The sequence below is a fragment of the Leucobacter sp. gxy201 genome, from assembly GCF_051043335.1.
Taxonomy (GTDB): domain Bacteria; phylum Actinomycetota; class Actinomycetes; order Actinomycetales; family Microbacteriaceae; genus Leucobacter.
Genome location: NZ_JAMXWS010000005.1, coordinates 198120 through 219508, shown reverse-complemented (window position 1 = coordinate 219508; position 21389 = coordinate 198120). Strand labels below are relative to the sequence as shown.

Here is a 21389-nt window from a genome sequence, read left to right as displayed (position 1 = left end):
GGTCGATCCCTGCCGAGCCAGTCTACTGGGCGGCCATCCAGGCTGCGCGATCGCGGTCGATCTTCGCGCCTCGCACCATGCAGAAGACCCAGAGGGCCGTGAACACGAGCCCCACGAAGACGGCCGCGGGCAGCACGAAACCGGTGATGAGCATGAGCAGGTGCACCGCCCACCCCATCACGATGCCGATGCGACCGAAGCGCATCGCGGCGAGGGCCGCGATGATGACCACTGCGAGGCCGCCGCCGATGAAGAGACCGAGCTCGCGCGGGTCGAGGATGCCGAGGCCGAAGATGGTGAGCCCCATGAGCACGACGATGATGAGCTCGAAGCCGAGCACGATCGAGGCGAGCGCCTTCTGCGTCGAGCCCGCGCCCCGCCCCGCGCCCGACACGCGGAGAGCCGCATTGTGCGCGCGCTCCTCGGAGGGCGAGAGCACGAGGTCGTCGTCCGAGCCGGGCTGCTGATCGGTCATGCGCTCCCCCAGCCCTCGGCGCGCGCGTGGGCGATCGCCTCGCCGGCGAGCACGACGGAACCGACGACCAGCACCGCGCGGCCCTGCTCGCGAGCGGCCCACGCCCGCGCCTCGTCGAGCGCCTCCGCCAGCGACTCCGCGACCTCGACCGCGGTCTCGGGCATCGCTTCGACGGCGATCTCCCGCAGCCGGTCCGACCCGATGCTGCGCGGCGAATCCACTCGCGTGACGGTGGCGCGATCGGCGATCGGCGCGAACTTCTCGAGCAGACCCGCGGCATCCTTCTCCGCCAGCACGCCGACCACTATCGCGATCTCGGTGAACGCGAACGATTCGACGACCGCGCGCACGAGCGCTTCGGCTCCATGCGGGTTGTGCGCCGCATCGACGTAGACGACGGGGTCGGCGCTGATGAGCTGCAGACGGCCCGGCGAGGTCAGCTGCCCGAAGCCCTCGTCCATGATCTCCTCGGGGACCGGGCGGTCGAAGAACGCCTCGACGGCCGCGGTCGCGAGGGTCGCGTTCTCGGCCTGATGCCGCCCGAACAGCGGCACGAACACCGGATCGTAGGCCTGGCCCGAGACGCCGAGCACGTCGATCTGGCGTCCGCCGACCGCGAGCCTGTCCTCGACGAGGCGGAAGTCGCGGCCCTGCACGATGAGACGCGCGCCGTGGCGTTCGGCCGCCGCTTCGAGCTCCTCGAGCGCTTCCGGCCGCTGCTCGGCCGTCACCGCGGTGCTGCCGGTCTTGATGATGCCGGCCTTGGTGCGCGCGATCGTCTCGATGTCGGGCCCGAGGATGGCCGTGTGGTCGAGGGCGATCGGGGTGAACACCGCGACCTGCGCATCGACGATGTTGGTGGCATCCCATTCGCCGCCCATCCCGACCTCGATGACCGCCACATCGACGGGAGCATCGGCGAAGACGGCGTAGGCGAGCACGGCGAGCGCTTCGAAGAAGGTGATGGGCCCCTGCCCGGCGGCCTCGAGCTCGGCGTCGACCGCCTGGAGCGGCAGCTCGAGCTCCTTCCAGGCCGATTCGAGCACGGCGCCGTCGACGGGCTCGCCGTCGATCTGGAAGCGCTCGGTGAAGTCGACGAGGTGCGGGCTCGTGAAGAGACCGGTGCGCAGCCCGTGCGCACGCAGCAGCGACTCGATCGCCCGGCTGGTCGAGGTCTTGCCGTTGGTGCCGGCGATCTGGATGACGGGGAACGACAGCTGCGGCGATCCGGCGAGCTCGGCGAGTCGGCGCACCGGCTCGATACGGGGGCGCGGGTTCGCCTCGCCCACCCGCGTCATGAGCTCCTCGAAGACCCGTTCCGCGGGCTCGGAGCCGCCCGCGCCGACACCACCGGTGACCAGGGGGCTCATCGCGCGGCCTCGATCACGATCTGCACCGCCGCCTTCTCGGCGCCGAGAGCGGAGGCCGTGGTCGCGAAGACGCCATCGGGCGTCTGCTCCGGAGCCTCGCCCGTGCCTTCGCCGAGGCCGAAGCTCGTCGCGAGGGTCTCCCTCGCGATCAGATCTGCGTGCGCCTCGAGCGCCGCGGCGTACTCGGGAGCCGCGCTCAGGGTGAGCGAGATGCGATCGCTGACGTCGAGGCCGGCGTTCTTGCGCGCCTCCTGAACGGCGCGGATCGCGTCGCGCGCGATGCCCTCCGCTTCGAGCTCCGGAGTCGTCGCCGTATCGAGCAGCAGGAAGCCGCCGCCGGGAATCAGCGCGAGCGCAGAAGCTCCCGCGGAGTCGTCGCCCGCCTTGAGCGTCAGCTCGTACTCGTGCGGCTCGAGGGCGATGCCGCCGGCCGTGACGACGCCGTCGACCTCGCTCCAGTCGCCCGACTTCGCGCCCTTGATCGCCTGCTGCACCTGCTTGCCCAGACGAGGGCCCGCTGCACGCGCGTTGACGGCGAGGGTGTGCACGATGCCGTGCTCGGCCGCGCTCCCCTCCGTCTGCTGCGCGAGCTCCACCGACTTCACGTTGAGCTCTTCGCGCAGAATGTCGGTGAAGGGTTCGAGCGCTGCTGGTCGCGTCGTGACCACGGTCAGCCGCGCGAGCGGCAGACGCACGCGCAGGCGGCGGGCCTTGCGCAGCGAGAGCGCGTGCGAGGTGATGTCGCGCACCTCGTCCATGGCCGCGACGAGCTCGTCGTCGACCGGGAACTCGTCGGCGACGGGCCAGTCCTCGAGGTGCACCGAGCGGCCGGCGCTGCGGCCCTCGGTGTACCCGAGCCCGCGCCAGATCTGCTCGGTGACGAGCGGCGCCAGCGGTGCGGCGACCCGGGTGAGCGTCTCGAGCACGGTGTACAGGGTATCGAAGGCCTGCCGGTTCGCGGGGTCGCCGGTCGCGCCCTCCCAGAAGCGATCGCGCGAGCGCCGCACGTACCAGTTCGTCAGCACCTCGGCGAACGCGCGCAGCGACTCCGCAGCGGAGGTCGTGTCGAGGCCCTCGAGGTGCGCTTCGACGTCGCGCACGAGCTGCCCGGTCTTCGCGAGGATGTAGCGGTCGAGCGGATCGCTCGAGTCGGTGCGGCGCACGCCTTCGGTGCCGTCGGCGTTCGCGTAGAGGCTGAAGAAGTACCAGGTGTTCCACAGCGGCAGGATGAACTGGCGCACGCCCTCGCGGATGCCCTCCTCGGTGACGATGAGGTTGCCGCCGCGCACGACGGGCGATGCCATGAGGAACCAGCGCATCGCGTCGGATCCGTCGCGGTCGAAGACCTCGTTGACGTCGGGGTAGTTGCGCAGGCTCTTCGACATCTTGTTGCCGTCCGAGCCGAGCACGATGCCGTGGCTGATCACGTTCTTGAACGCGGGGCGGTCGAAGAGCGCGGTCGCGAGCACGTGCTGCACGTAGAACCAGCCGCGGGTCTGACCGATGTACTCGACGATGAAATCGGCGGGCTGGTGCGTGTCGAACCAGTCTCGGTTCTCGAACGGGTAGTGCACCTGGGCGAAGGGCATCGACCCCGAGTCGAACCAGACGTCGAAGACGTCCTCGATGCGGCGCATGGTCGACTTGCCGGTCGGGTCGTCCGGGTTCGGCCGGGTCAGCGAGTCGATATAGGGGCGGTGCAGGTCGGGCTCGCCGTCGTCGTTCACGGGCAGTGCCCCGAAATCGCGCTCGAGCTCGGCGAGCGAGCCGTAGACGTCGACGCGCGGGTGCTCGGGGTCGTCGCTCTTCCAGACGGGGATCGGGCTGCCCCAGTAGCGGTTGCGGCTCACCGACCAGTCGCGCGCACCCTCGAGCCACTTGCCGAACTGGCCGTGCTTCACGTTCTCGGGCACCCAGGTGATCGCTTCGTTGTTCTCGAGCATCCGCTCCTTGATGGGAGCGACGCGTACGAACCAGCTCGAGACCGCCTTGTAGATGAGCGGATTGCGGCAGCGCCAGCAGTGCGGATAGCTGTGCTCGTAGCTCTGCTCGCGCAGCAGCCGGCCGTTCTGCTTCAGCAGACGGATGAGCGGCCGGTTCGCATCCATCCACAGTTCGCCGGCGACGTCGGTGACGGCCTTGATGAAGCGTCCGCTGTCGTCGAGGCTCACGATCGTCGGCATGCCCGCAGCGGTCGTGATGCGCATGTCGTCTTCGCCGTACGCCGGCGACTGGTGTACGATGCCGGTGCCGTCGCTCGTCGAGACGTAGTCGTCGACGAGGATGCGCCAGCAGTTCTCGGTGCCCCAGGTCTCGGCATCGGCGAAGTAGTCGAACACGGCGGTGTAGCGCACGTCGGCGAGGTCGGCGCCGCGCACGGTTCGCGCCGCGGCCTCGCGCACGGCGTCGGCGGATTCGTAGCCGAGATCCTTGGCGTAGTTGCCCGCGAGATCGATGGCGATGAGGTATTCCGCCTCGCCCTCGGCAGCGCCGTCGGCCGCGCCGAGCGGCCCTGCCGGCACGACGGCGTAGTCGATCTCGGGCCCGACTGCGAGCGCGGCGTTCGTCGGCAGCGTCCACGGGGTCGTCGTCCACGCGAGGGCGCGTACGCCGGTGAGTCCGAGCGCTTCAGCGCGATCGCCTGTGAGCGGGAAGGTCACCGTCACCGACGGGTCCTGGCGCATCTGGTAGACGTCGTCGTCCATGCGCAGCTCGTGATTCGAGAGGGGAGTCTCGTCGCGCCAGCAGTAGGGCAGCACGCGGTGGCCCTCGTAGGCGAGGCCCTTGTCGTAGAGCTGCTTGAACGCCCACAGCACGCTCTCCATGTACCCGAGGTTCAGCGTCTTGTAGTCGTTCTCGAAGTCGACCCATCGCGCCTGGCGGGTGACGTACTCCTCCCACTCCTTCGTGTACTGCAGCACCGACTCGCGGGCCTTCGCGTTGAACTCCGCGACGCCCATCTCCTCGATCTGGCTCTTCTCGGTGATGCCGAGCTGCTTCATCGCCTCGAGCTCGGCCGGGAGGCCGTGAGTGTCCCAGCCGAAGCGGCGCTCGACCTTCTTGCCGCGCATCGTCTGGAACCGCGGGAAGACGTCTTTCGCGTAACCGGTCAGCAGGTGGCCGTAGTGCGGCAGGCCGTTGGCGAAGGGAGGGCCGTCGTTGAACACCCATTCGGGCGCGGACTCGCGCTGACGGATGGATTCGCGGAACGTGTCGTCGGCGGCCCAGTAGCCGAGCACGCTCTGCTCGATCTCGGGGAGCTTCGGCGACGGCGAGACGCCGAACGCTGCTCCTGAGCGGTCTTCGGCTGCTGGCTGCTCTGCACCGGTGTGCTGCTGCGGGTACGGCATGGGGGTCCTTGTCGGCTGCGGCTGATCGTGTCCTGCTGCCGGGACGGGCCGATGAGATTCGTCGACCCGCGGTACCACCCCGCTTGCCGCACTGCACCCTTGCGGATGCCTGCGCGGCCACTTCGTTCGGCTGTAACGGGCCACCCGCTCGGTTCTACTGAGCGCCGCGGCGAGCCGCGGCACCGTTCTTCCGAGGACTCCCCGGTGATAGCCGGTTCGCAGTCCTTGAAGACCACCCTATCGCATCGTATCCGAGCAGAGCCCGAACCGGGCCGCAGCCCGCGGATGCGGCCCGGCGGCCCGCCGAACGGACTTCCAGGTAACGAACGCATAACGACTGCTCGAAGTGAGAACTCCAGATCAGGCTAACAATCGGATCTTCATAGCGACCGATGGCCGAAACACAGGCATTGCAGATCGCACCACACCCTTGTTAGCGTCGAAGACAGCGTTGAGTGCAGAAATCAGTGCCGCTCATTGCGCCCCCGGACCGAAAACGCTGAGATACGGCGAACCGGGATGAGTGCGATGGCAGGTGGCCGATATGCTCGCGCAATACCAGATGCAGGCCTGCTGAGAGGCCTTCGCTCGGCAGCGCCGGAAAACGGCTCGACCGATCGGAATCGTTTGCGACGACCCCGTCGTTCCCGGCCTCTCGGATTCATTATCGAGAGAGTTGAAGAAGTGAATACACCACCCGAGCACAGCGCCGCGGTCGTCCCGGCGATCGAGGTGACGGGGGCCTACAAGGTCTTCGGCCGTCGCGCGCGCGAGGCCGTGAAGCGGTTGAAGAGCGGAGCCACGCGCGACCAGGTGAAGCAGTTCGGCACGGCCGCGGTCATTGACGCCGACTTCACTGTGCAGCCGGGCGAGATCTTCGTCGTCATGGGCCTCTCCGGATCCGGCAAGTCCACGCTGATCCGCATGCTCAACGGGCTGAACCCGACGACAGCGGGCTCGATCAAGGTGCAGGGCGCCGAAGTGGTCGATCGCTCCCCCGCCGAACTGCGCGAGATCCGTCGCGACCGCATGTCGATGGTGTTCCAGCACTTCGCGCTGCTCCCGCACCGCACCGTGCTCGAGAACGTGGCGTACGGCCTGGAACTGCAGGGCGTTCCGCTCGCCGAACGCAACGAGCGCGCCACCGGGTGGCTCGCCCGCGTCGGCCTCGCCGGCTGGGAGAACCATATGCCCGGCGAACTGTCCGGCGGGATGCAGCAGCGCGTCGGCATCGCCCGCGCCTTCGCCGCGGACACCGATATCCTGCTCATGGATGAGGCGTTCTCGGCACTCGACCCGCTGATCCGCCGCGAGATGCAGGAGCAGCTCGTCGAGCTGCAGCAGGAGCTGGGCAAGACCATCGTCTTCATCACCCACGACCTCAACGAGGCGATGTTCCTCGGCGATCGCATCGCCGTCATGCGCGACGGCCGCATCGTGCAGGTGGGCACCCCGAACGATATCCTCACCGACCCCGCGAACGACTACGTCGCCCAGTTCGTGCAGGATGTCGACCGTGCGCGCGTACTGACCGCGGGCGATGTCATGGAGCCGCCGCGCGCCGTCGTCCCCGCCAGCGCCGGCCCGCGCACCGCGCTGCGCACGATGCGAGACCTGCAGACCTCCGCATGCTTCGTGACCACCGGGTCGCGCAAGCTCCTCGGCGTCGTCCGCGACAAGGACGTGCTGCGCCAGGTGCGCGAGGGCGGCAGCGACATCACCGAGCGGCTGCGTCCGACGCCATCGATCGTGAAACCCGACCAGCTCATCTCCGAGTTGTTCGAGCTCGCCGTCGAATCGCCGCTGCCGGTCGCCGTCACCGATGAGGCGGACCGTCTCATCGGCGTCGTCCCCCGCGTCACGCTGCTCGCAGCGCTCACCGACCTGCCCGCCGTCACTACGGAGATCCCGATCATCGAACCCACGCCCGACGTTCCCGCAGACATCATCACGCAGACGCTCGCCGCCGCGACCGCGGGCGGCGCTGAGGACGGGGAGGCGCGCTGATGGACGGATTCCGCATTCCGCTCGGCGAATGGGTCGCCGACGGTCTCGACTGGTTCAAGAGCACCTTCGACGGGCTGCTCGACGTGATCACGCTCGTCGTGAAGATGCTCGTCTCCGGGCTCGCCGACGGTCTCACCGCCGTCCCGTTCGCCGTACTCATCATCGTCTTCGCGCTGATCGGCTGGCTCGTCCGCTCGTGGCAGCTCGCCGTCGGCACGCTGCTCACGATGCTGCTCATCGTCGCGATGGGGCAATGGGAGAACGCGATGCTCACCCTCGCGCTCGTGATCGTCGCCGCAGCGATCGCCGTGCTGATCGCGGTGCCGCTCGGCATACTCGCCGCGCGGCACGACGCGTTCAGCGCGATCGTGAAGCCGATCCTCGACTTCATGCAGACGATGCCGGCCTTCGTCTACCTGATCCCCGCCGTGATCTTCTTCAGCATCGGCTACGTGCCGGGCGTCTTCGCGACCGTGCTGTTCTCGGTCGCGCCGGGAGTGCGCTTCACCGAGCTCGGCATCCGCGGCGTCGATTCGGAGACGGTCGAGGCGGGCTACGCCTTCGGCGCGACTCCGGGCAAGATTCTCCGCGGCATCCAGCTGCCCCTCGCCATGCCGACCATCATGGCCGGCATCAACCAGGTCATCATGCTCGCGCTGTCCATGGCCGTCGTCGCCGGCATGGCCGGAGCGAACGGTCTCGGCAAGGAGGTCGTCGCGGCGATCGCGACCCTCAACATCGCCCAGGGCGTGGAAGCCGGTCTCGGCGTCGTGATCCTCGCCGTCTTCCTCGACCGCGTCACCGCCGCGCTCGGCAACCCCGGCGACTACCGCCACTCGCTGCTCGGCGCGCTGCGCAAGCGGCGCGATGCGCAGCGCAAGCAGGCCCTGGCCAAGGCGGCCTGACCGGCCGCTGCACGACTTCTAGAAACCCACCAGCCGTGCGTTCGTCGCACGGGAAGAAAGGACGCAATATGCACATGCGCAAGCTCACCGGATTCATCGCACTCGGAGCCGCCGCGGCTCTCGCGCTCACCGGCTGCTCCGGCTCCGGCGATGGAGAGGCCACGGGCGGCGACCAGGGCACCATCACCCTCGGCTTCCTCCCCAGCTGGACCGACGGCCTGAGCACGGCGTACCTGCTCGAGGATCAGCTCGGCAAGATGGGCTACGACGTGAAGATGGAGGAGCTCACCGAGGCGAGCGTGCTCTACACCGGCCTGGCGAGCGGCGACTTCGACATGTACCCGTCGGCCTGGTCCGAGGTCACCCACGCGACCTACATGGAGCAGTACGGCGACGACATCGACGATCTCGGCGCGTACTACGACGGCGCCGTGCTCACCATCGCCGTGCCCGAGTACATGGACGATGTGAACTCGATCGAGGATCTCACGGGCCAGGCCGACCGCTTCGGCGGGGAGATCATCGGCATCGAGCCGAGCGCCGGCCTCACCGAGCAGACCGAGACCGTCATGATGCCCGAGTACGGACTCGATTCGGAGTACGAGCTCGTCACCTCGTCGACCGCCACGATGCTCGCGACACTGCAGGACAAGATCGACAACGAGGAGGACGTCGTCGTCACGCTGTGGCGCCCGTTCTGGGCGAACGACGCCTTCCCCGTCAAGGATCTCGAGGATCCGAAGGGCGCCATGGGCGAGCCCGAGTCGCTGCACTTCCTCGGCAAGAAGGGCTTCGCGGACGAGTTCCCCGAGGTCGCCGAGTACGTGTCGAAGATCAAGCTCGATGACGCCGCGTACGGCGCCCTCGAGGGACTGATCACCGGCGACGAGTACCAGGACGACCCGCAGGGCGCGGTCGACGCCTGGCTCGCCGAGAACGCCGACGCCTACCCCGGCCTGCTGACCGACTGACGCTCGGTCGACAGAGCGACGAAGGGTCGTCCGGTGCAGGTCACCGGGCGACCCTTCTGCCGTGCACCGCCTCCCCGCTTTCCCGAACGCCAGCGGCTAGACTGGGTCGGGTTGACCATCAGGCACCAGAGCCCGTCCGCCGAATCGGCCGGCTCGATCACGCGGTGCCGCCCATAGCGAAAACGGAGCCCCTGTATGAGCGCGATCCCCGACAAGCCGAAACTCGAAGGACTCGAGGAGAAGTGGGGCGAGGTTTGGGAAGCCGAGGGCACGTACGCCTTCGATCGTGCGGGCGCGACCCGCGATGACGTCTACAGCATCGACACTCCCCCGCCCACCGCATCGGGCTCGCTGCACGTCGGCCACGTCTTCTCGTACACCCACACCGACACCGTCGCGCGCTTCCAGCGCATGCGCGGCAAGCGCGTCTTCTACCCGATGGGCTGGGACGACAACGGCCTCCCGACCGAGCGCCGCGTGCAGAACTACTACGGCGTCCGCTGCGACCCCGCGCTCCCCTACGTCGACGGCTTCGTCCCCCCGCATGACGGCGGCGACGGCAAGAGCATCAAGGCCGCCGACCAGCAGCCGATCTCGCGCCGCAACTTCATCGAGCTCTGCGAACGCCTGACGGAAGAGGACGAGCAGCAGTTCGAGGATCTGTGGCGCACGCTCGGCCTCTCGGTCGACTGGAAGCAGAGCTACCGCACGATCGGCCATGAGTCGCTGCGAGCTTCCCAGCTGGCGTTCATCCGCAACATCGAGCGCGGCGAGGCCTACCAGGCGCAGGCGCCGACGCTGTGGGACGTGACCTTCCGCACCGCCGTCGCGCAGGCCGAGCTCGAGGATCGCGAGCAGCCGAGCGCTTACCACGCGCTCGCATTCCACAAGAGCGATGGATCGGGCGACCTCCTCATCGACACCACCCGCCCCGAGCTGCTCGCGGCATGCGTCGCCCTCGTGGCCCACCCGGACGACGAGCGCTACCAGGCGCTCTTCGGCACGACGGTGCGCACGCCCCTCTTCGACGTGGAGGTGCCGATCGTCGCGCACCACCTCGCCCAACAGGACAAGGGCACCGGCATCGCCATGATCTGCACCTTCGGCGATGTCACCGACGTCATCTGGTGGCGCGAACTCGATCTGCCGAACCGCGCGATCCTCGGCTTCGATGGCCGCATCGTCTCCGAGGCCCCCGAGGCCATCACCTCCGCACGCGGCCGCGAGCTCTTCGCCCAGCTCGCCGGGAAGACCGTCTTCAGCGCCAAGGCGGCCGTGGTCGAGGCCCTGCAGTCCTCGGGCGAACTCGTCGGCGAGATCCGCAAGATCACCCACCCCGTGAAGTTCTTCGAGAAGGGCGACAAGCCGCTCGAGATCGTCTCGACACGCCAGTGGTACATCAAGAACGGCGCCCGCGACGAGGCGCTGCGCGAGCGACTCCTGGCGCACGGCAAGCAGCTCGAATGGCATCCCGACTTCATGCGGGTGCGCTACGAGAACTGGGTCGAGGGCCTCTCGGGCGATTGGCTCATCTCGCGCCAGCGCTTCTTCGGCGTCCCGATCCCGGTCTGGTACCCGCTCGACGCCGACGGCAACCCCGTATTCGATCGTCCGATCCTGCCGAGCGAGGACAGCCTGCCCGTCGACCCGTCGAGCGACGTCCCCGTCGGCTACGACGAGTCGCAGCGCGGCGAAGCGGGCGGCTTCCAGGGCGAAGTCGACGTGATGGATACCTGGGCGACGTCATCGCTCACCCCGCAGCTCGCCGGCCAGTGGGAGCGGGATCCCGCGCTCTTCGATCTCGTCTCCCCCTACGATCTGCGCCCGCAGGGCCAGGACATCATCCGCACCTGGCTCTTCTCGACCCTGCTGCGCTCCGAGCTCGAGTCGGGCACCCTGCCCTGGAAGAACGCGGGCATCTCGGGCTGGATCCTCGACCCCGACCGCAAGAAGATGTCGAAGTCGAAGGGCAATGTGGTCACTCCGGCGGGCATGCTGCAGCAGCACGGCTCGGACGCGGTGCGCTACTGGGCGGCATCGGCGAAGCTCGGAACCGACGCCGCCTTCGACCCGCAGAACCCGACCCAGATCAAGATCGGTCGCCGTCTCGCCATCAAGCTGCTGAATGCGGCGAAGTTCACGCTCTCGTTCGATGCGTCGGGCGCCGGGACGGTGACCGAGGCCATCGACCGCTCGATGCTCGCGGGCCTGCAGCACGTGATCTCAGGCGCCACTCGCGCCTTCGAGAACTACGATCACGCCCGCGCTCTCGAGATCACGGAATCGTTCTTCTGGACCTTCTGCGACGACTACCTCGAGCTCGTCAAGGAGCGCGCCCACAACGGCGTCGGCCAGGAACAGGCCTCCGCCGTCACCGCGCTGCGCACGGCGCTCTCCGCGTTCGCACGCCTGTTCGCTCCGTTCCTCCCCTACGCGACGGAAGAGGTCTGGTCCTGGTTCGGCGAGGGCTCCGTGCACCGCGCCGCCTGGCCGAGCGCTGCTGAGGTGCAGGAGTTCGTGGGCGATGACGCCGACTCGGCGCTGCTCGACCTCGTCGGGCGCGCGCTCATCGGCATCCGCGGCGCCAAGACCGAGGCGAAGGCGTCTCAGCGCACGCCCGTCGAGCTCGCCCGGGTGCACGCCCCTGCGGCCGATCGCGATCGTCTCGAGCTCGCGTCCGCCGACCTCGCGGCGGTGGGCCGCATCGCGGATCTGCGCATCGAGGCCGCCGACGTCGACGCCGTGACCGTCGCCGAGATCCGCCTCGAGCAGGTCGAGGGCTGATCATGCAGCTGGGGGTGCGCTGGCAGGCCGGGGACGCGCCGCACCGCAGCGTGCCCCCGCTGCTGCACGACGCGATCGCGGAGCAGGAGGCCGTCCACCCCGGAGCGTCGGCCTGGACGCTGACCTGGCTCGAGGGCCGGCCGCGGGCGGCCCTCGACGACCTCGTCGTGCTCGGCGTCGATGCCGCGGGACGGGTCGGCGCGGTCGACGCAACCGAGCGACCGGATGCGCCGGGTGGCCACTCCGACGATGACGACGACTGGCTCAACTGAACGACACTTCCGAAACGAGGCATCACCCATGCTGCAGCACCCGTATCGCTCGGTAGCGGCTTCGCTGGCCGCCGTGCTCGTCGCGTTCTCGCTCGCGGCCTGCGCGCCCGAGCCCGGCTCCGCGCCCGATGGGAGCGAGTTCCACGGCAAGAACCCGATCGAGCAGGGCGAGGCCGAGCATCCCGAGCCTCCGGAGGAGGCGTTCGAGAAGCGCACCGAGATCCCCGAAAGCTTCCCCGCCGCCTTCCCCCTGATCGACGGCCTCACCGTCGACGACACCGGCGAACGCGAACCGGGGGTCTGGTTCATCGTCTTCGAAGCCAGGGATCAGGCCGGCGCCGACGCGGCCTGGCAGGCCGTGATCGAACAGGGCGGGTTCACGGTCGGCGAGACCGCCGATACCACCGAGGGCGGCATCGCCGCGACGCTCACGAGCGCGGAGCTCTCCGTCATCGCCGTCACGATGCCCGAACCCGATGGCGGCCCGGTCTTCTTGAACTACGACATCACGAGCATCGCCGGTTGAGCTCCTCCGGGGCCCGGGGCCCGCGAGGCCGTCTCAGGCGCTGCGCTCTGCGCGCCCGTGGGCCTGCAGCACCCGGGGCGGAGCCTCACCGAGCACGGCCTCCCGCGTCACGATGACCTTGGCGACATCTCCCGCCGAGGGCACCTCGAACATCACCGGGCCCAGCACGTCCTCCATGATGGCGCGCAGTCCTCGCGCGCCCGTCTTCCGGGCGACGGCGAGCTCGGCGATCGCCTCGAGCGCCTGCGGTTCGAACTCGAGGCCGACGCCGTCGATCTCGAACATGCGCTGGTACTGCTTGACGAGCGCATTCTTCGGCTCGGTGAGAATGCGCGTGAGCGCCTCGACGTCGAGCGGGCTGACCGTCGCGACGACGGGAAGACGGCCGATGAACTCGGGGATCAGCCCGAACTTGTGCAGGTCTTCCGGCTGCACCTCGGAGATCAGCTCGTCGTCGTTGCGCTTGCTCGCGACCGGCGAGCCGAAACCGATGCCGCCCTTGCCGAGGCGCGATCCGATGATCTCCTCGAGGCCGGCGAAGGCGCCCGCGACGATGAACAGCACGTTCGTCGTGTCGAGCTGGATGAACTCCTGGTTCGGGTGCTTGCGCCCGCCCTGCGGCGGGATCGAGGCGACGGTGCCCTCGAAGATCTTGAGCAGCGCCTGCTGCACCCCTTCGCCCGACACATCGCGGGTGATCGAGGGGTTCTCGGCCTTGCGCGAGATCTTGTCGATCTCGTCGATGTAGATGATGCCGGTCTCGGCGCGCTGCACGTCGAAGTCGGCCGCCTGCAGCAGCTTCAGCAGGATGTTCTCGACGTCCTCGCCGACGTAGCCCGCCTCGGTGAGCGCCGTCGCATCCGCGACCGCGAAGGGCACGCCGAGCTGGCGCGCGAGGGACTGGGCGAGATAGGTCTTGCCGCACCCGGTGGGCCCGAGCATGAGGATGTTCGACTTCGCGATCTCGACCTGCTCCGACGCCTCCTCGGCGGCGGTCAGCGCCGACATCGCGCGCACGCGCTTGTAGTGGTTGTAGACGGCAACCGCGAGCGACTGCTTCGCGCGCTCCTGGCCGATCACGTACTGATCGAGGAACTCGGCGATCTCACGGGGCTTGTGCAGCGCGAAGTCCGAGGGCTCCGCGGTCTGATGCTCCGCGAGGCGCTCCTCGATGATCTCGTTGCAGAGCGCGACGCACTCGTCGCAGATGTAGATCTGCGGGCCGGCGATGAGCTGCTGCACCTGCTTCTGCGATTTCCCGCAGAAGGAACACTTCAGCAGCTCGCTGCTCTCGCCGATCTTCGCCACCCCAGGCTCCTTCACACTCGGTATGCATCAACTTCTTATGAAGACTAACCGCACCCGCCGACATTGCCCTGCTGGGCACGCCGTCTCGAGCCGCAGTCGCTCGAACAGGGTGCGCGGGAGCGGCCCCCGATCCCTGCAGAAGCAACGGGATGCGGGGGCCGCGAGCCGATCAGGCGTTCTTGCGGCTCGTCAGCACCTGGTCGACCAGACCGTATTCGAACGCCTCCTGGGCGCTCAGGATCTTGTCGCGATCGATGTCCTTGTGCACTTCCTCGATCGAGCGCTTCGAATGCTTCGAAAGCGTCTCCTCGAGCCAGTCGCGCATGCGCATGATCTCGGCGGCCTGGATCTCGATATCGGAGGCCTGGCCGTGCCCCGCCTGCCCGACCGAGGGCTGATGGATCAGCACGCGCGCGTTCGGCAGCGCCAGCCGCTTGCCCGGCTGGCCACCGGCGAGCAGCACCGCGGCGGCCGAAGCGGCCTGACCGAGGCACACCGTCTGCACATGCGGACGGATGTACTGCATCGTGTCGTAGATCGCCGTCATCGCCGTGAACGAACCGCCCGGCGAGTTGATGTACATCGTGATGTCGCGCTCGGGATCCTGGCTCTCGAGCACGAGCAGCTGGGCCATGACATCGTCCGCCGACGCGTCGTCGACCTGCACGCCGAGGAAGATGATGCGGTCCTCGAAGAGCTTCGCATACGGGTCCTGGCGCTTGAAGCCGTAGGCCGTGCGCTCCTCGAACGACGGCAGCACGTAGCGGGCGTCGGGCATCTGCAGGCCGGAGCCCCCGGCCTGCGGCATCTGAAGGTTCGTCATATCCGGGTTCTTCCTCACCGTTACTTGTTCGTGCCGCCGCCGCCGACGACGTCTGCGGCAGAATCGCGGATGAAATCGACGAAACCGTACTCGAGCGCCTCATCGGCGGTGAACCAGCGGTCGCGATCGCCGTCGGCGTTCACCTGCTCGACGGTCTTGCCCGTCTGCGCCGCCGTGATCTCGGCGAGGCGGTTCTTCATCGAGGTGATGAGCGCCGCCTGGGTCTGGATGTCGCTCGCGGTGCCGCCGAAGCCGCCGTGCGGCTGGTGCAGCAGCACGCGGGCGTTCGGCGTGATGTAGCGCTTGCCCCGGGTGCCCGCGGTGAGCAGGAACTGCCCCATCGAGGCCGCCATGCCGATGCCCACCGTGACGATGTCGTTCGGCACGAAGCTCATCGTGTCGTAGATCGCCATGCCGGCCGTGATCGAGCCGCCGGGCGAGTTGATGTAGAGGTAGATATCCGCTTCGGGATCCTCCGCTGCGAGCAGCAGGATCTTGGCGCAGATCTCATTCGCGTTCTCATCGCGTACTTCCGACCCGAGCCAGATGATGCGATCCTTCAGCAGCCGGTCGAACACCTGGTTCGGCGGGGGCGTCTGTTCTGCCATGCGGCGCTCCATTCTTGTTGTCTGATTCGAGGCTATCGACTCGCCGGGCGATGCGCGGCCGTGTTCGCTGACGGCGACACGTCGCGGGCGCCCCGTCGCCCGGCGTGCCCGAGAAGACGGAAGAGGGATCCCGCGCCTCGGCGGCGGGATCCCTCTTCACGGTGTTCGCGCAGTGCGAAGCGCCCTACTCGGCGGCTTCGGTCTCCGCAGCCTCGGTCTCGGCGGCCTCGGCGGCCTCGGGGGCCTCCTCCGCCTCGTCCTCGGTGTCGACCGAGACGAACTCGCTGAGGTCGACGACGTTGCCCGACTTATCGGTCACCTTCGCCTTGCCGAGCGCAACGGCGAGCGCCTTGTTGCGGGTGACCTCGCCGAGGATGACGCCCATCTGGTCGCCCTGGCTGATCGCCTGGAGGAACTGCGCGGGCTCCATGCCGTACTGCTGCGCCGACTGGAAGATGTACTGCGACAGCTCGTTCTGGGTCGGAGTGACGCCCTCTGCCTCGACGATCGCGTCGAGGAGCAGCTGCAGCTGGATCTGCTGCTCGGAGGACTTGCGCACCTCGGCGCGGTGCTCGTCGTCCTCGAGACGGCCTTCGCCCTCGAGGTGACGGTGCACCTCCTCCTCGACGAGCTCCTCGGAGACCGGGATGCCGGCCTGCTCGATGAGGGTCTCGGTGAAGATGTCGCGCGCCTGCTGGCCCTGAGCGAAGACGGCGGTGCGGTCGGCCTGCTCCTTGAGGCTCTCGCGGAGCTCGGCGATGGTGTCGAACTCGCTCGCGAGCTGCGCGAACTCGTCGTCGGCCTCGGGGAGCTCTCGCTCCTTGACGGCGGTGAGCGTCAGCTCGACCTCCGCCTCCTTGCCCTCGTGCTCGCCGCCCAGCAGCTGCGAAGCGAACGTGGTGGTCTCGCCGGCGGTCAGCGTCTCGACGGCTTCGTCGGTGCCCTCGAGCAGGTTGCCCGCGCCGACCTCGTACGACACGCCCGAAGCCTGATCGACGTCTTCGCCGTCGATGCGCGCGACGAGATCGAGCTCGACGAAGTCGCCCTTCGCTGCGGCGCGGTCGACGGTGACGAGGTTGCCGAAGCGCTCGCGCAGCTTGGTCAGCTCGGCCTCGACGGCGTCGTCATCGGTCTGCGCGTCGTCGACGACGATCTCGAGACCGTCGTAGTCCGGCAGGGTGAACTCGGGGCGCACCTCGACCTCGAAGACCAGCACGAGCTCGCTCTTCTCGTCCTTCGCGTCGGGCCAGGCCTCGACGTCGGCGCTCGGGCGGCCCATGGGGCGCTCGCCCGACTCGTCGAGTGCGGCGCGGTAGAAGTCGTCCAACGAGGCGTTGACGGCCTCCTGGATGACGGCCTCGCGGCCGACGCGCTGATCGATAATCTGCGCGGGCGCCTTGCCCTTGCGGAAGCCGGGGATCGACACCTGCTCGGCGATGGTCTTGTAGGCCTGCTTGAGGTACGGATCCAGCTCGCTCTGAGCGACGGTGGCGCTCAGCTTCGCACGGGTCGGGGTGAGCTTCTCAGCGGTGATCTTCGGCAATTTGGCCTCTCATGAATCGAATTCGTTCTACTGCCTGTCGGGTCTGATGACCCTGGTCGGGGCAACAGGATTTGAACCTGCGACCTCCCGCTCCCAAAGCGGGCGCTCTAGCCAAGCTGAGCTATGCCCCGAAACACGTGGGTGTCACCAAGCGCCGCGCGGGTCTCCGCGCAACCTGAGCAAGTCTAGCCGAAAGCCGCCGAGGGTTCAGCAACCGCGCGAATGCGAACCTCTCGAGTTTTGCACTATGATCGATGAGGTGCTGCGGCGCCGACCCCCTCCGGGGATGTAGCTCAATGGTAGAGCCCCAGTCTTCCAAACTGGTCACGCGGGTTCGATTCCCGTCATCCCCTCTGTGAACAACGAGGTGAACCCCTGCCATCGGTAGGGGTTCACCTCGTTTCCGGGTTGACGGGAATCGAACCCCGCAAGGGGCGCGACAGCATGAGCACGCATCGCGTGCGAACTGTCGCGGCGCGAGCGCAGGCGGAGCCGTAGCGAGCGCGGCGAATGCCGGGCGCAGCCCAGCATTCGCGTCGATTCCCGTCATCCCCTCCACTTCGTTCCGGGTCTGAGACCGGGAATCGCGCGAGATTCGATGGACGCGATGCGTCCATCCCTGAGAATCGTCGCGCCCGTCATCCCCTCGGTCAATAACGACGATCGCCCCCTGCCTCGGTAGGGGGCGATCGTCGTCTCACCGGGTCGCGTCGCGGTGGTGCTCCGTGTAGTCGGCGTACACCTCGGCATTGCGCTGCACGGCGGCGCGGTCGGATTCGCGCAGCTCGCGCACGACCCGCCCGGGGATGCCGGCGACGAGCGAGTGGGGCGGCACGACCATGCCCTGGGGCACGAGCGCGCCGGCGGCGATGAGCGATCCCTCGCCGATCACCGCACCGCTGAGCACCGTCGAGTTCATGCCGATGAGGCACCCGTGCTCGACGCGCGCCCCGTGCACGACGGCGTTGTGGCCGATCGAGACGTCGTCGCCGATGATCGCCGCGCCTGATTCGGAGTCGCCGCGCTGGGTGTGGATGACGACGCCGTCCTGCACATTGGTGCGGGCGCCGATGCGCACCGCGTTCGAGTCGCCGCGCACGACCGCGTTGTACCAGATGCTCGACTCCTCGCCGATGACGACGTCGCCCACGACGATCGATCCCGGCGCGAGCCATGCCGTCGCATGCACGTCCGGGGCGCCGTACGGCGGCACCGCGATCTCGAGCCCCCGCTGAACTGCCGCCTCGGCCATGAGTCCTCCTCGCGGATAGCGAAAAGCCCCTACCGAATCGGTAGGGGCTGAATCCGCTCCCCCTGCTGGTCTCGATCCAGCGACATCCTGATTAACAGTCAAGCGCTCTGCCAACTGAGCTAAGGGGGAATATTGCCGAAGCAACGTCCTCTATCCTAGGCAAACCCGAGGATGCCGCGCAAATCGAATCGTGCGCCCCGGGCGCGTCGGGCCCGCGGGCCGCGAACGGAGCACTGCCGCTCCCCCGCCGACGCGCCTATTCCTCGGCGATCTCGTCGTACGCGGTCGCACGCAGCGCCTGCGCGAGGCGCTGCACGTAGCCGTGGTCGGCATTGCGGAAGATATCGTTGATGTCGCCCTCGCCGACGAAGCGCCCCTGCTGCATGACGAGCACGTTCTGCACGAGCGCCTCGAGCATACCGATGTCGTGGCTGATGAGCATCATCGAGGCACCGGTGCGCGAGCGGTACCACTGCAGCAGTTCGACGATCTTCGGCCGGTTGTTGGCGTCGACCCCGAGGGTCGGCTCGTCCGCGATGAGCAGGGCCGGGTCGAGCATGAGCGCGCGGATCACGGCAATGCGCTGCCGCTGCCCCTTCGAGAGCTCGTACGGATACTCCTGCAGCTTGCTGAGCGGCATGGCGACGATGTCCATCATCTCGGCGATGCGCTCGCCGAGCTCTTCCCGGTCGAAGTTCTTCGACCGTTCCGCGATCGGCTCGAGCAGGATGTCGCCGACGTTGAGCTCGGGCACGAGCGTCGCCCCGGCATCCTGCGCCAGGTACCCGACATAGGCGGTGAGGCGGCTGCGGGTGCGACGGCCGAGGCGGCGCATCGGCACGTCCATGACCGAGGCCTCGCCGCCGCTGTGCTTGATGCGCGCCGCCTTCTGCCCGGCGTCGAGCGCGCGGCCGGCGAGGAACTTCGTCAGGGTCGACTTGCCCGAGCCGCTCTCGCCGAGCAGCGCCGTGATGCCGCCTCGCGGCAGCTGGAACGACACGCCCTCCACGGCCTGGAACGATCGGCCGCCGGCGTGCGCCGGGTAGGAGAGTGAGAGGTCGGAGACCCGCACCACGGGGTCTGCATCGACGACGGGGTATGCCATCAGGCCTCCTTCTAACCGTCAGTTGCTTCGTGCGGACGTGCTTTTTCAGCCTACGCGGTCACTCTTCGCGTAAGCCCCGACGCGCCGCCTCGAGCGCAGCCAGCTGCTCCTGGATGCGCCGGGAGCCCGCGTCGCTCGGGTTGCCGATGCGCTGCATCCGGGCGAGCAGCTCCTGCTTCAACGAGACCAGGTCGCGGTCGAGCAGCGAGACGACGACGCCGCGGGCGTAGGCTTCGAGCATGTCGGGGTTGCGCTGCGGGATGGGCGCGATCGCCAGCTCGCGCACGAGGCCCCGATGCGTCTCGGGGGCAGCGGCGATCACGGCGTCGAGCCATTTGTCGGTGCCGAGCGCCGGCAGTCCGGCGGCGACGGCGTCGCGCACGACGCGCAGCGGTTCGGTCGTCACCTGGGCCGTGACGGCCTGCTGCATGAGGCCCGGGCCGACGGCGACGCCCTGCTGCAGCATCGCCATGAGCGCATCGCGCTCGAGCCAGGCGACGGGGGTGCTGGGCAGGGTCGAGAGCGAGATCCGTGCGGCGCGGGCGCTCTCCTCGCTCCAGGGATCGCCCCCGTCGTCGCCCCAGTCGCTCGGCGCATCGGGTACGCCGACCGGGCCGCCGTGCGCGCGGCCGGTGCGCGGCTGCGGCTGCGGCGCGGGGCGCTGCGGGCCGCGCCCGCCGCCCTGCGGCGCGGGCTTCGCGCTCGCGGCGCGCACGGCCTGCTGCACCTCGACGAGCTCGCTGCCGAGCATGCGGGCGAGCTCACGGGTGTAGCCGGGCCTGAGGGCCGGATCCTTGATCTCGGAGATGATGGGGGCGGCGGCGCGCAGCGCGTTGAGCCGGCCCTCGACCGAGTTGAGGTCGAAGCGGGCGACCTCCTGGCGCAGGGCGAACTCGAACAGCGGGGTCTTCCGCGCGAAGAGTTCGCGCACGGCGTCGTCGCCGCGGTGCAGACGGAGGTCGCTCGGGTCAAGTCCGTCGGGCGCGACGGCGACGTAGGTCTGCGCGGTGAAGCGCTTCTCCTCGCTGAAGGCGCGAAGGGCCGCTTTCTGGCCCGCTTCGTCGGGGTCGAAGGTGAAGACGACTTCCGCCGCCGAGTCGTCGCTCATGATGCGCCGCAGCACGGAGATGTGATCCTTGCCGAATGCCGTGCCGCACGTCGCGACGGCGGTCTCGACGCCGGCGAGGTGGCAGGCCATGACGTCGGTGTACCCCTCGACGACCACGGCGCGCCGACCGCGGGAGATCGCCTTCTTCGCGAGATCGAGGCCGTAGAGCACCTGCGACTTGTGGTAGACCGGCGTCTCCGGGGTGTTCAGATACTTCGGGCCGTTGTCGTCCTCGTACAGCTTGCGCGCGCCGAACCCGAGGGTCTGCCCGCTCGTGTCGCGGATCGGCCAGACGATACGGCCGCGGAAGCGGTCGTAGACGCCCCGCTGCCCCTCCGAGACGAGGCCAGCCTGCACGAGTTCGACCTGGGTGTAGCCGGCGGCGCGCAGGTGCTTCGTGAGGCCGTCCCAGCCGCGCGGGGCGTAGCCGACGCCGAAGCGCTCGCACGCGGCGTCGTCGAATCCTCGGCCCGAGAGGAACTGGCGCGCCGCTGCGCCCTCCTCTTCCGCCAGCTGCTGGCGGTAGAAGGCTGCGGCCTCCTGGTTCGCGGCGAGCAGTCGGGCCCGGTTCGGGCCGTCCTCGCGCTGGAACCCGCCCTCCTCGTACGTGAGCGTGTAGTGGATGCGGGCGGCGAGACGCTCCACCGACTCCGCGAAGGTGAGGTGGTCCATGCGCTGCAGAAAGGTGAAGGCGTCGCCCGATTCGCCGCAGCCGAAGCAGTGGTAGTAGCCGAGGGCCGGCCGTACGTGGAAGCTGGGGCTGCGCTCGTCGTGGAAGGGGCAGAGGCCCTTCATCGAGTCGATGCCGGCGTTCTTCAACGTGACGTAGTCGCCGACGAGATCGCCGAGGTTGACGCGGCGCTTGACCTCCTCGATGTCACTCGCCTGAATACGCCCTGCCATGCTGATGAGCATACCGGCTGGCTCGCGCCGAAGGTCGTGTGGAGCCGTATCGCCCACCGGAGCCTCTCGGATGCGCACA

At 68.6% G+C, this 21389-nt stretch carries 16 protein-coding genes and 3 tRNA genes; 7 read left to right on the top strand and 12 right to left on the bottom strand.

Going from position 1 to position 21389, the window contains the following annotated elements; genetic code table 11:
- Positions 1-22: 22 nt before the first annotated feature.
- Genes NHL51_RS10280 through ileS form a run of 3 tightly spaced genes read right to left on the bottom strand, consistent with a single transcriptional unit; the run spans position 23 to position 5195 of the window.
- Positions 23-475, bottom strand: coding sequence for a DUF4233 domain-containing protein (locus tag NHL51_RS10280; protein ID WP_434143498.1), 453 nt, complete (start codon positions 473-475; stop codon positions 23-25).
- Positions 472-1845 carry a bifunctional folylpolyglutamate synthase/dihydrofolate synthase gene (locus NHL51_RS10275; RefSeq protein WP_434143496.1) on the bottom strand — a complete coding sequence of 458 codons (1374 nt, stop codon included), beginning with the start codon at positions 1843-1845 and terminating at the stop codon, positions 472-474. Before NHL51_RS10275 ends, NHL51_RS10280 begins: the two co-directional genes overlap by 4 nt.
- Positions 1842-5195 carry an isoleucine--tRNA ligase gene (gene ileS, locus NHL51_RS10270; protein ID WP_434143494.1) on the bottom strand — a complete coding sequence of 1118 codons (3354 nt, stop codon included), beginning with the start codon at positions 5193-5195 and terminating at the stop codon, positions 1842-1844. Before ileS ends, NHL51_RS10275 begins: the two co-directional genes overlap by 4 nt.
- Positions 5196-5879: 684 nt before the next feature.
- Here ileS and NHL51_RS10265 point away from each other — a divergent pair.
- The 6 genes from NHL51_RS10265 to NHL51_RS10240 all read left to right on the top strand — a co-directional run bounded on the left by NHL51_RS10265 (position 5880) and on the right by NHL51_RS10240 (position 12660).
- Positions 5880-7202, top strand: coding sequence for a quaternary amine ABC transporter ATP-binding protein (locus NHL51_RS10265; RefSeq protein WP_434143493.1), 1323 nt, complete (start codon positions 5880-5882; stop codon positions 7200-7202).
- Positions 7202-8107, top strand: coding sequence for an ABC transporter permease (locus tag NHL51_RS10260; RefSeq protein ID WP_434143491.1), 906 nt, complete (start codon positions 7202-7204; stop codon positions 8105-8107). The genes NHL51_RS10265 and NHL51_RS10260 overlap by 1 nt, the downstream gene beginning before the upstream one ends.
- Positions 8108-8175: 68 nt before the next feature.
- Positions 8176-9078 (top strand): glycine betaine ABC transporter substrate-binding protein, encoded by a 903-nt coding sequence (locus NHL51_RS10255; RefSeq protein WP_434143489.1) that lies wholly within the window; start codon positions 8176-8178, stop codon positions 9076-9078.
- A 195-nt stretch (positions 9079-9273) separates the two neighbouring features.
- The gene (valS, locus tag NHL51_RS10250) at positions 9274-11862 is read left to right on the top strand and encodes a valine--tRNA ligase (protein ID WP_434143487.1); all 2589 of its coding nucleotides are present in this window, start codon (positions 9274-9276) and stop codon (positions 11860-11862) included.
- Positions 11863-11864: 2 nt separating this feature from the next.
- On the top strand, positions 11865-12134 hold the full coding sequence (locus NHL51_RS10245; RefSeq protein WP_434143485.1) for a Fe-S oxidoreductase: 270 nt from the start codon (positions 11865-11867) through the stop codon (positions 12132-12134).
- A 28-nt stretch (positions 12135-12162) separates the two neighbouring features.
- Positions 12163-12660 carry a hypothetical protein gene (locus NHL51_RS10240; protein WP_434143483.1) on the top strand — a complete coding sequence of 166 codons (498 nt, stop codon included), beginning with the start codon at positions 12163-12165 and terminating at the stop codon, positions 12658-12660.
- 33 nt (positions 12661-12693) lie between these two features.
- On the opposite strand, the gene clpX is transcribed toward NHL51_RS10240, so the two are convergent.
- The 5 genes from clpX to NHL51_RS10215 all read right to left on the bottom strand — a co-directional run bounded on the left by clpX (position 12694) and on the right by NHL51_RS10215 (position 17073).
- On the bottom strand, positions 12694-13968 hold the full coding sequence (gene clpX, locus NHL51_RS10235; protein ID WP_434143482.1) for an ATP-dependent Clp protease ATP-binding subunit ClpX: 1275 nt from the start codon (positions 13966-13968) through the stop codon (positions 12694-12696).
- A gap of 169 nt (positions 13969-14137) precedes the next feature.
- Positions 14138-14791, bottom strand: a complete 654-nt coding sequence (locus tag NHL51_RS10230; RefSeq protein WP_434143480.1) for an ATP-dependent Clp protease proteolytic subunit — start codon at positions 14789-14791, stop codon at positions 14138-14140.
- Positions 14792-14811: 20 nt separating this feature from the next.
- On the bottom strand, positions 14812-15399 hold the full coding sequence (locus tag NHL51_RS10225; protein ID WP_434143478.1) for an ATP-dependent Clp protease proteolytic subunit: 588 nt from the start codon (positions 15397-15399) through the stop codon (positions 14812-14814).
- A 184-nt stretch (positions 15400-15583) separates the two neighbouring features.
- Entirely contained in the window at positions 15584-16942 is a 1359-nt protein-coding gene (tig, locus tag NHL51_RS10220; RefSeq protein ID WP_434143476.1) for a trigger factor, read from the bottom strand.
- A 53-nt stretch (positions 16943-16995) separates the two neighbouring features.
- Positions 16996-17073, bottom strand: a tRNA-Pro gene (locus NHL51_RS10215).
- A 151-nt stretch (positions 17074-17224) separates the two neighbouring features.
- On the opposite strand from NHL51_RS10215, the gene NHL51_RS10210 reads away from it, so the two are divergent.
- Positions 17225-17295: transfer RNA gene (locus tag NHL51_RS10210), tRNA-Gly, on the top strand.
- A 344-nt stretch (positions 17296-17639) separates the two neighbouring features.
- On the opposite strand, the gene NHL51_RS10205 is transcribed toward NHL51_RS10210, so the two are convergent.
- From NHL51_RS10205 to dnaG, 4 genes are all read right to left on the bottom strand, one after another.
- Positions 17640-18194 (bottom strand): gamma carbonic anhydrase family protein, encoded by a 555-nt coding sequence (locus NHL51_RS10205; protein ID WP_434143474.1) that lies wholly within the window; start codon positions 18192-18194, stop codon positions 17640-17642.
- Between the two features lie 56 nt (positions 18195-18250).
- Positions 18251-18323: transfer RNA gene (locus NHL51_RS10200), tRNA-Asn, on the bottom strand.
- 127 nt (positions 18324-18450) lie between these two features.
- Positions 18451-19299 (bottom strand): ATP-binding cassette domain-containing protein, encoded by an 849-nt coding sequence (locus tag NHL51_RS10195; protein ID WP_434143472.1) that lies wholly within the window; start codon positions 19297-19299, stop codon positions 18451-18453.
- 58 nt (positions 19300-19357) lie between these two features.
- Entirely contained in the window at positions 19358-21310 is a 1953-nt protein-coding gene (dnaG, locus tag NHL51_RS10190; protein WP_434143471.1) for a DNA primase, read from the bottom strand.
- Positions 21311-21389 lie beyond the last annotated feature (79 nt).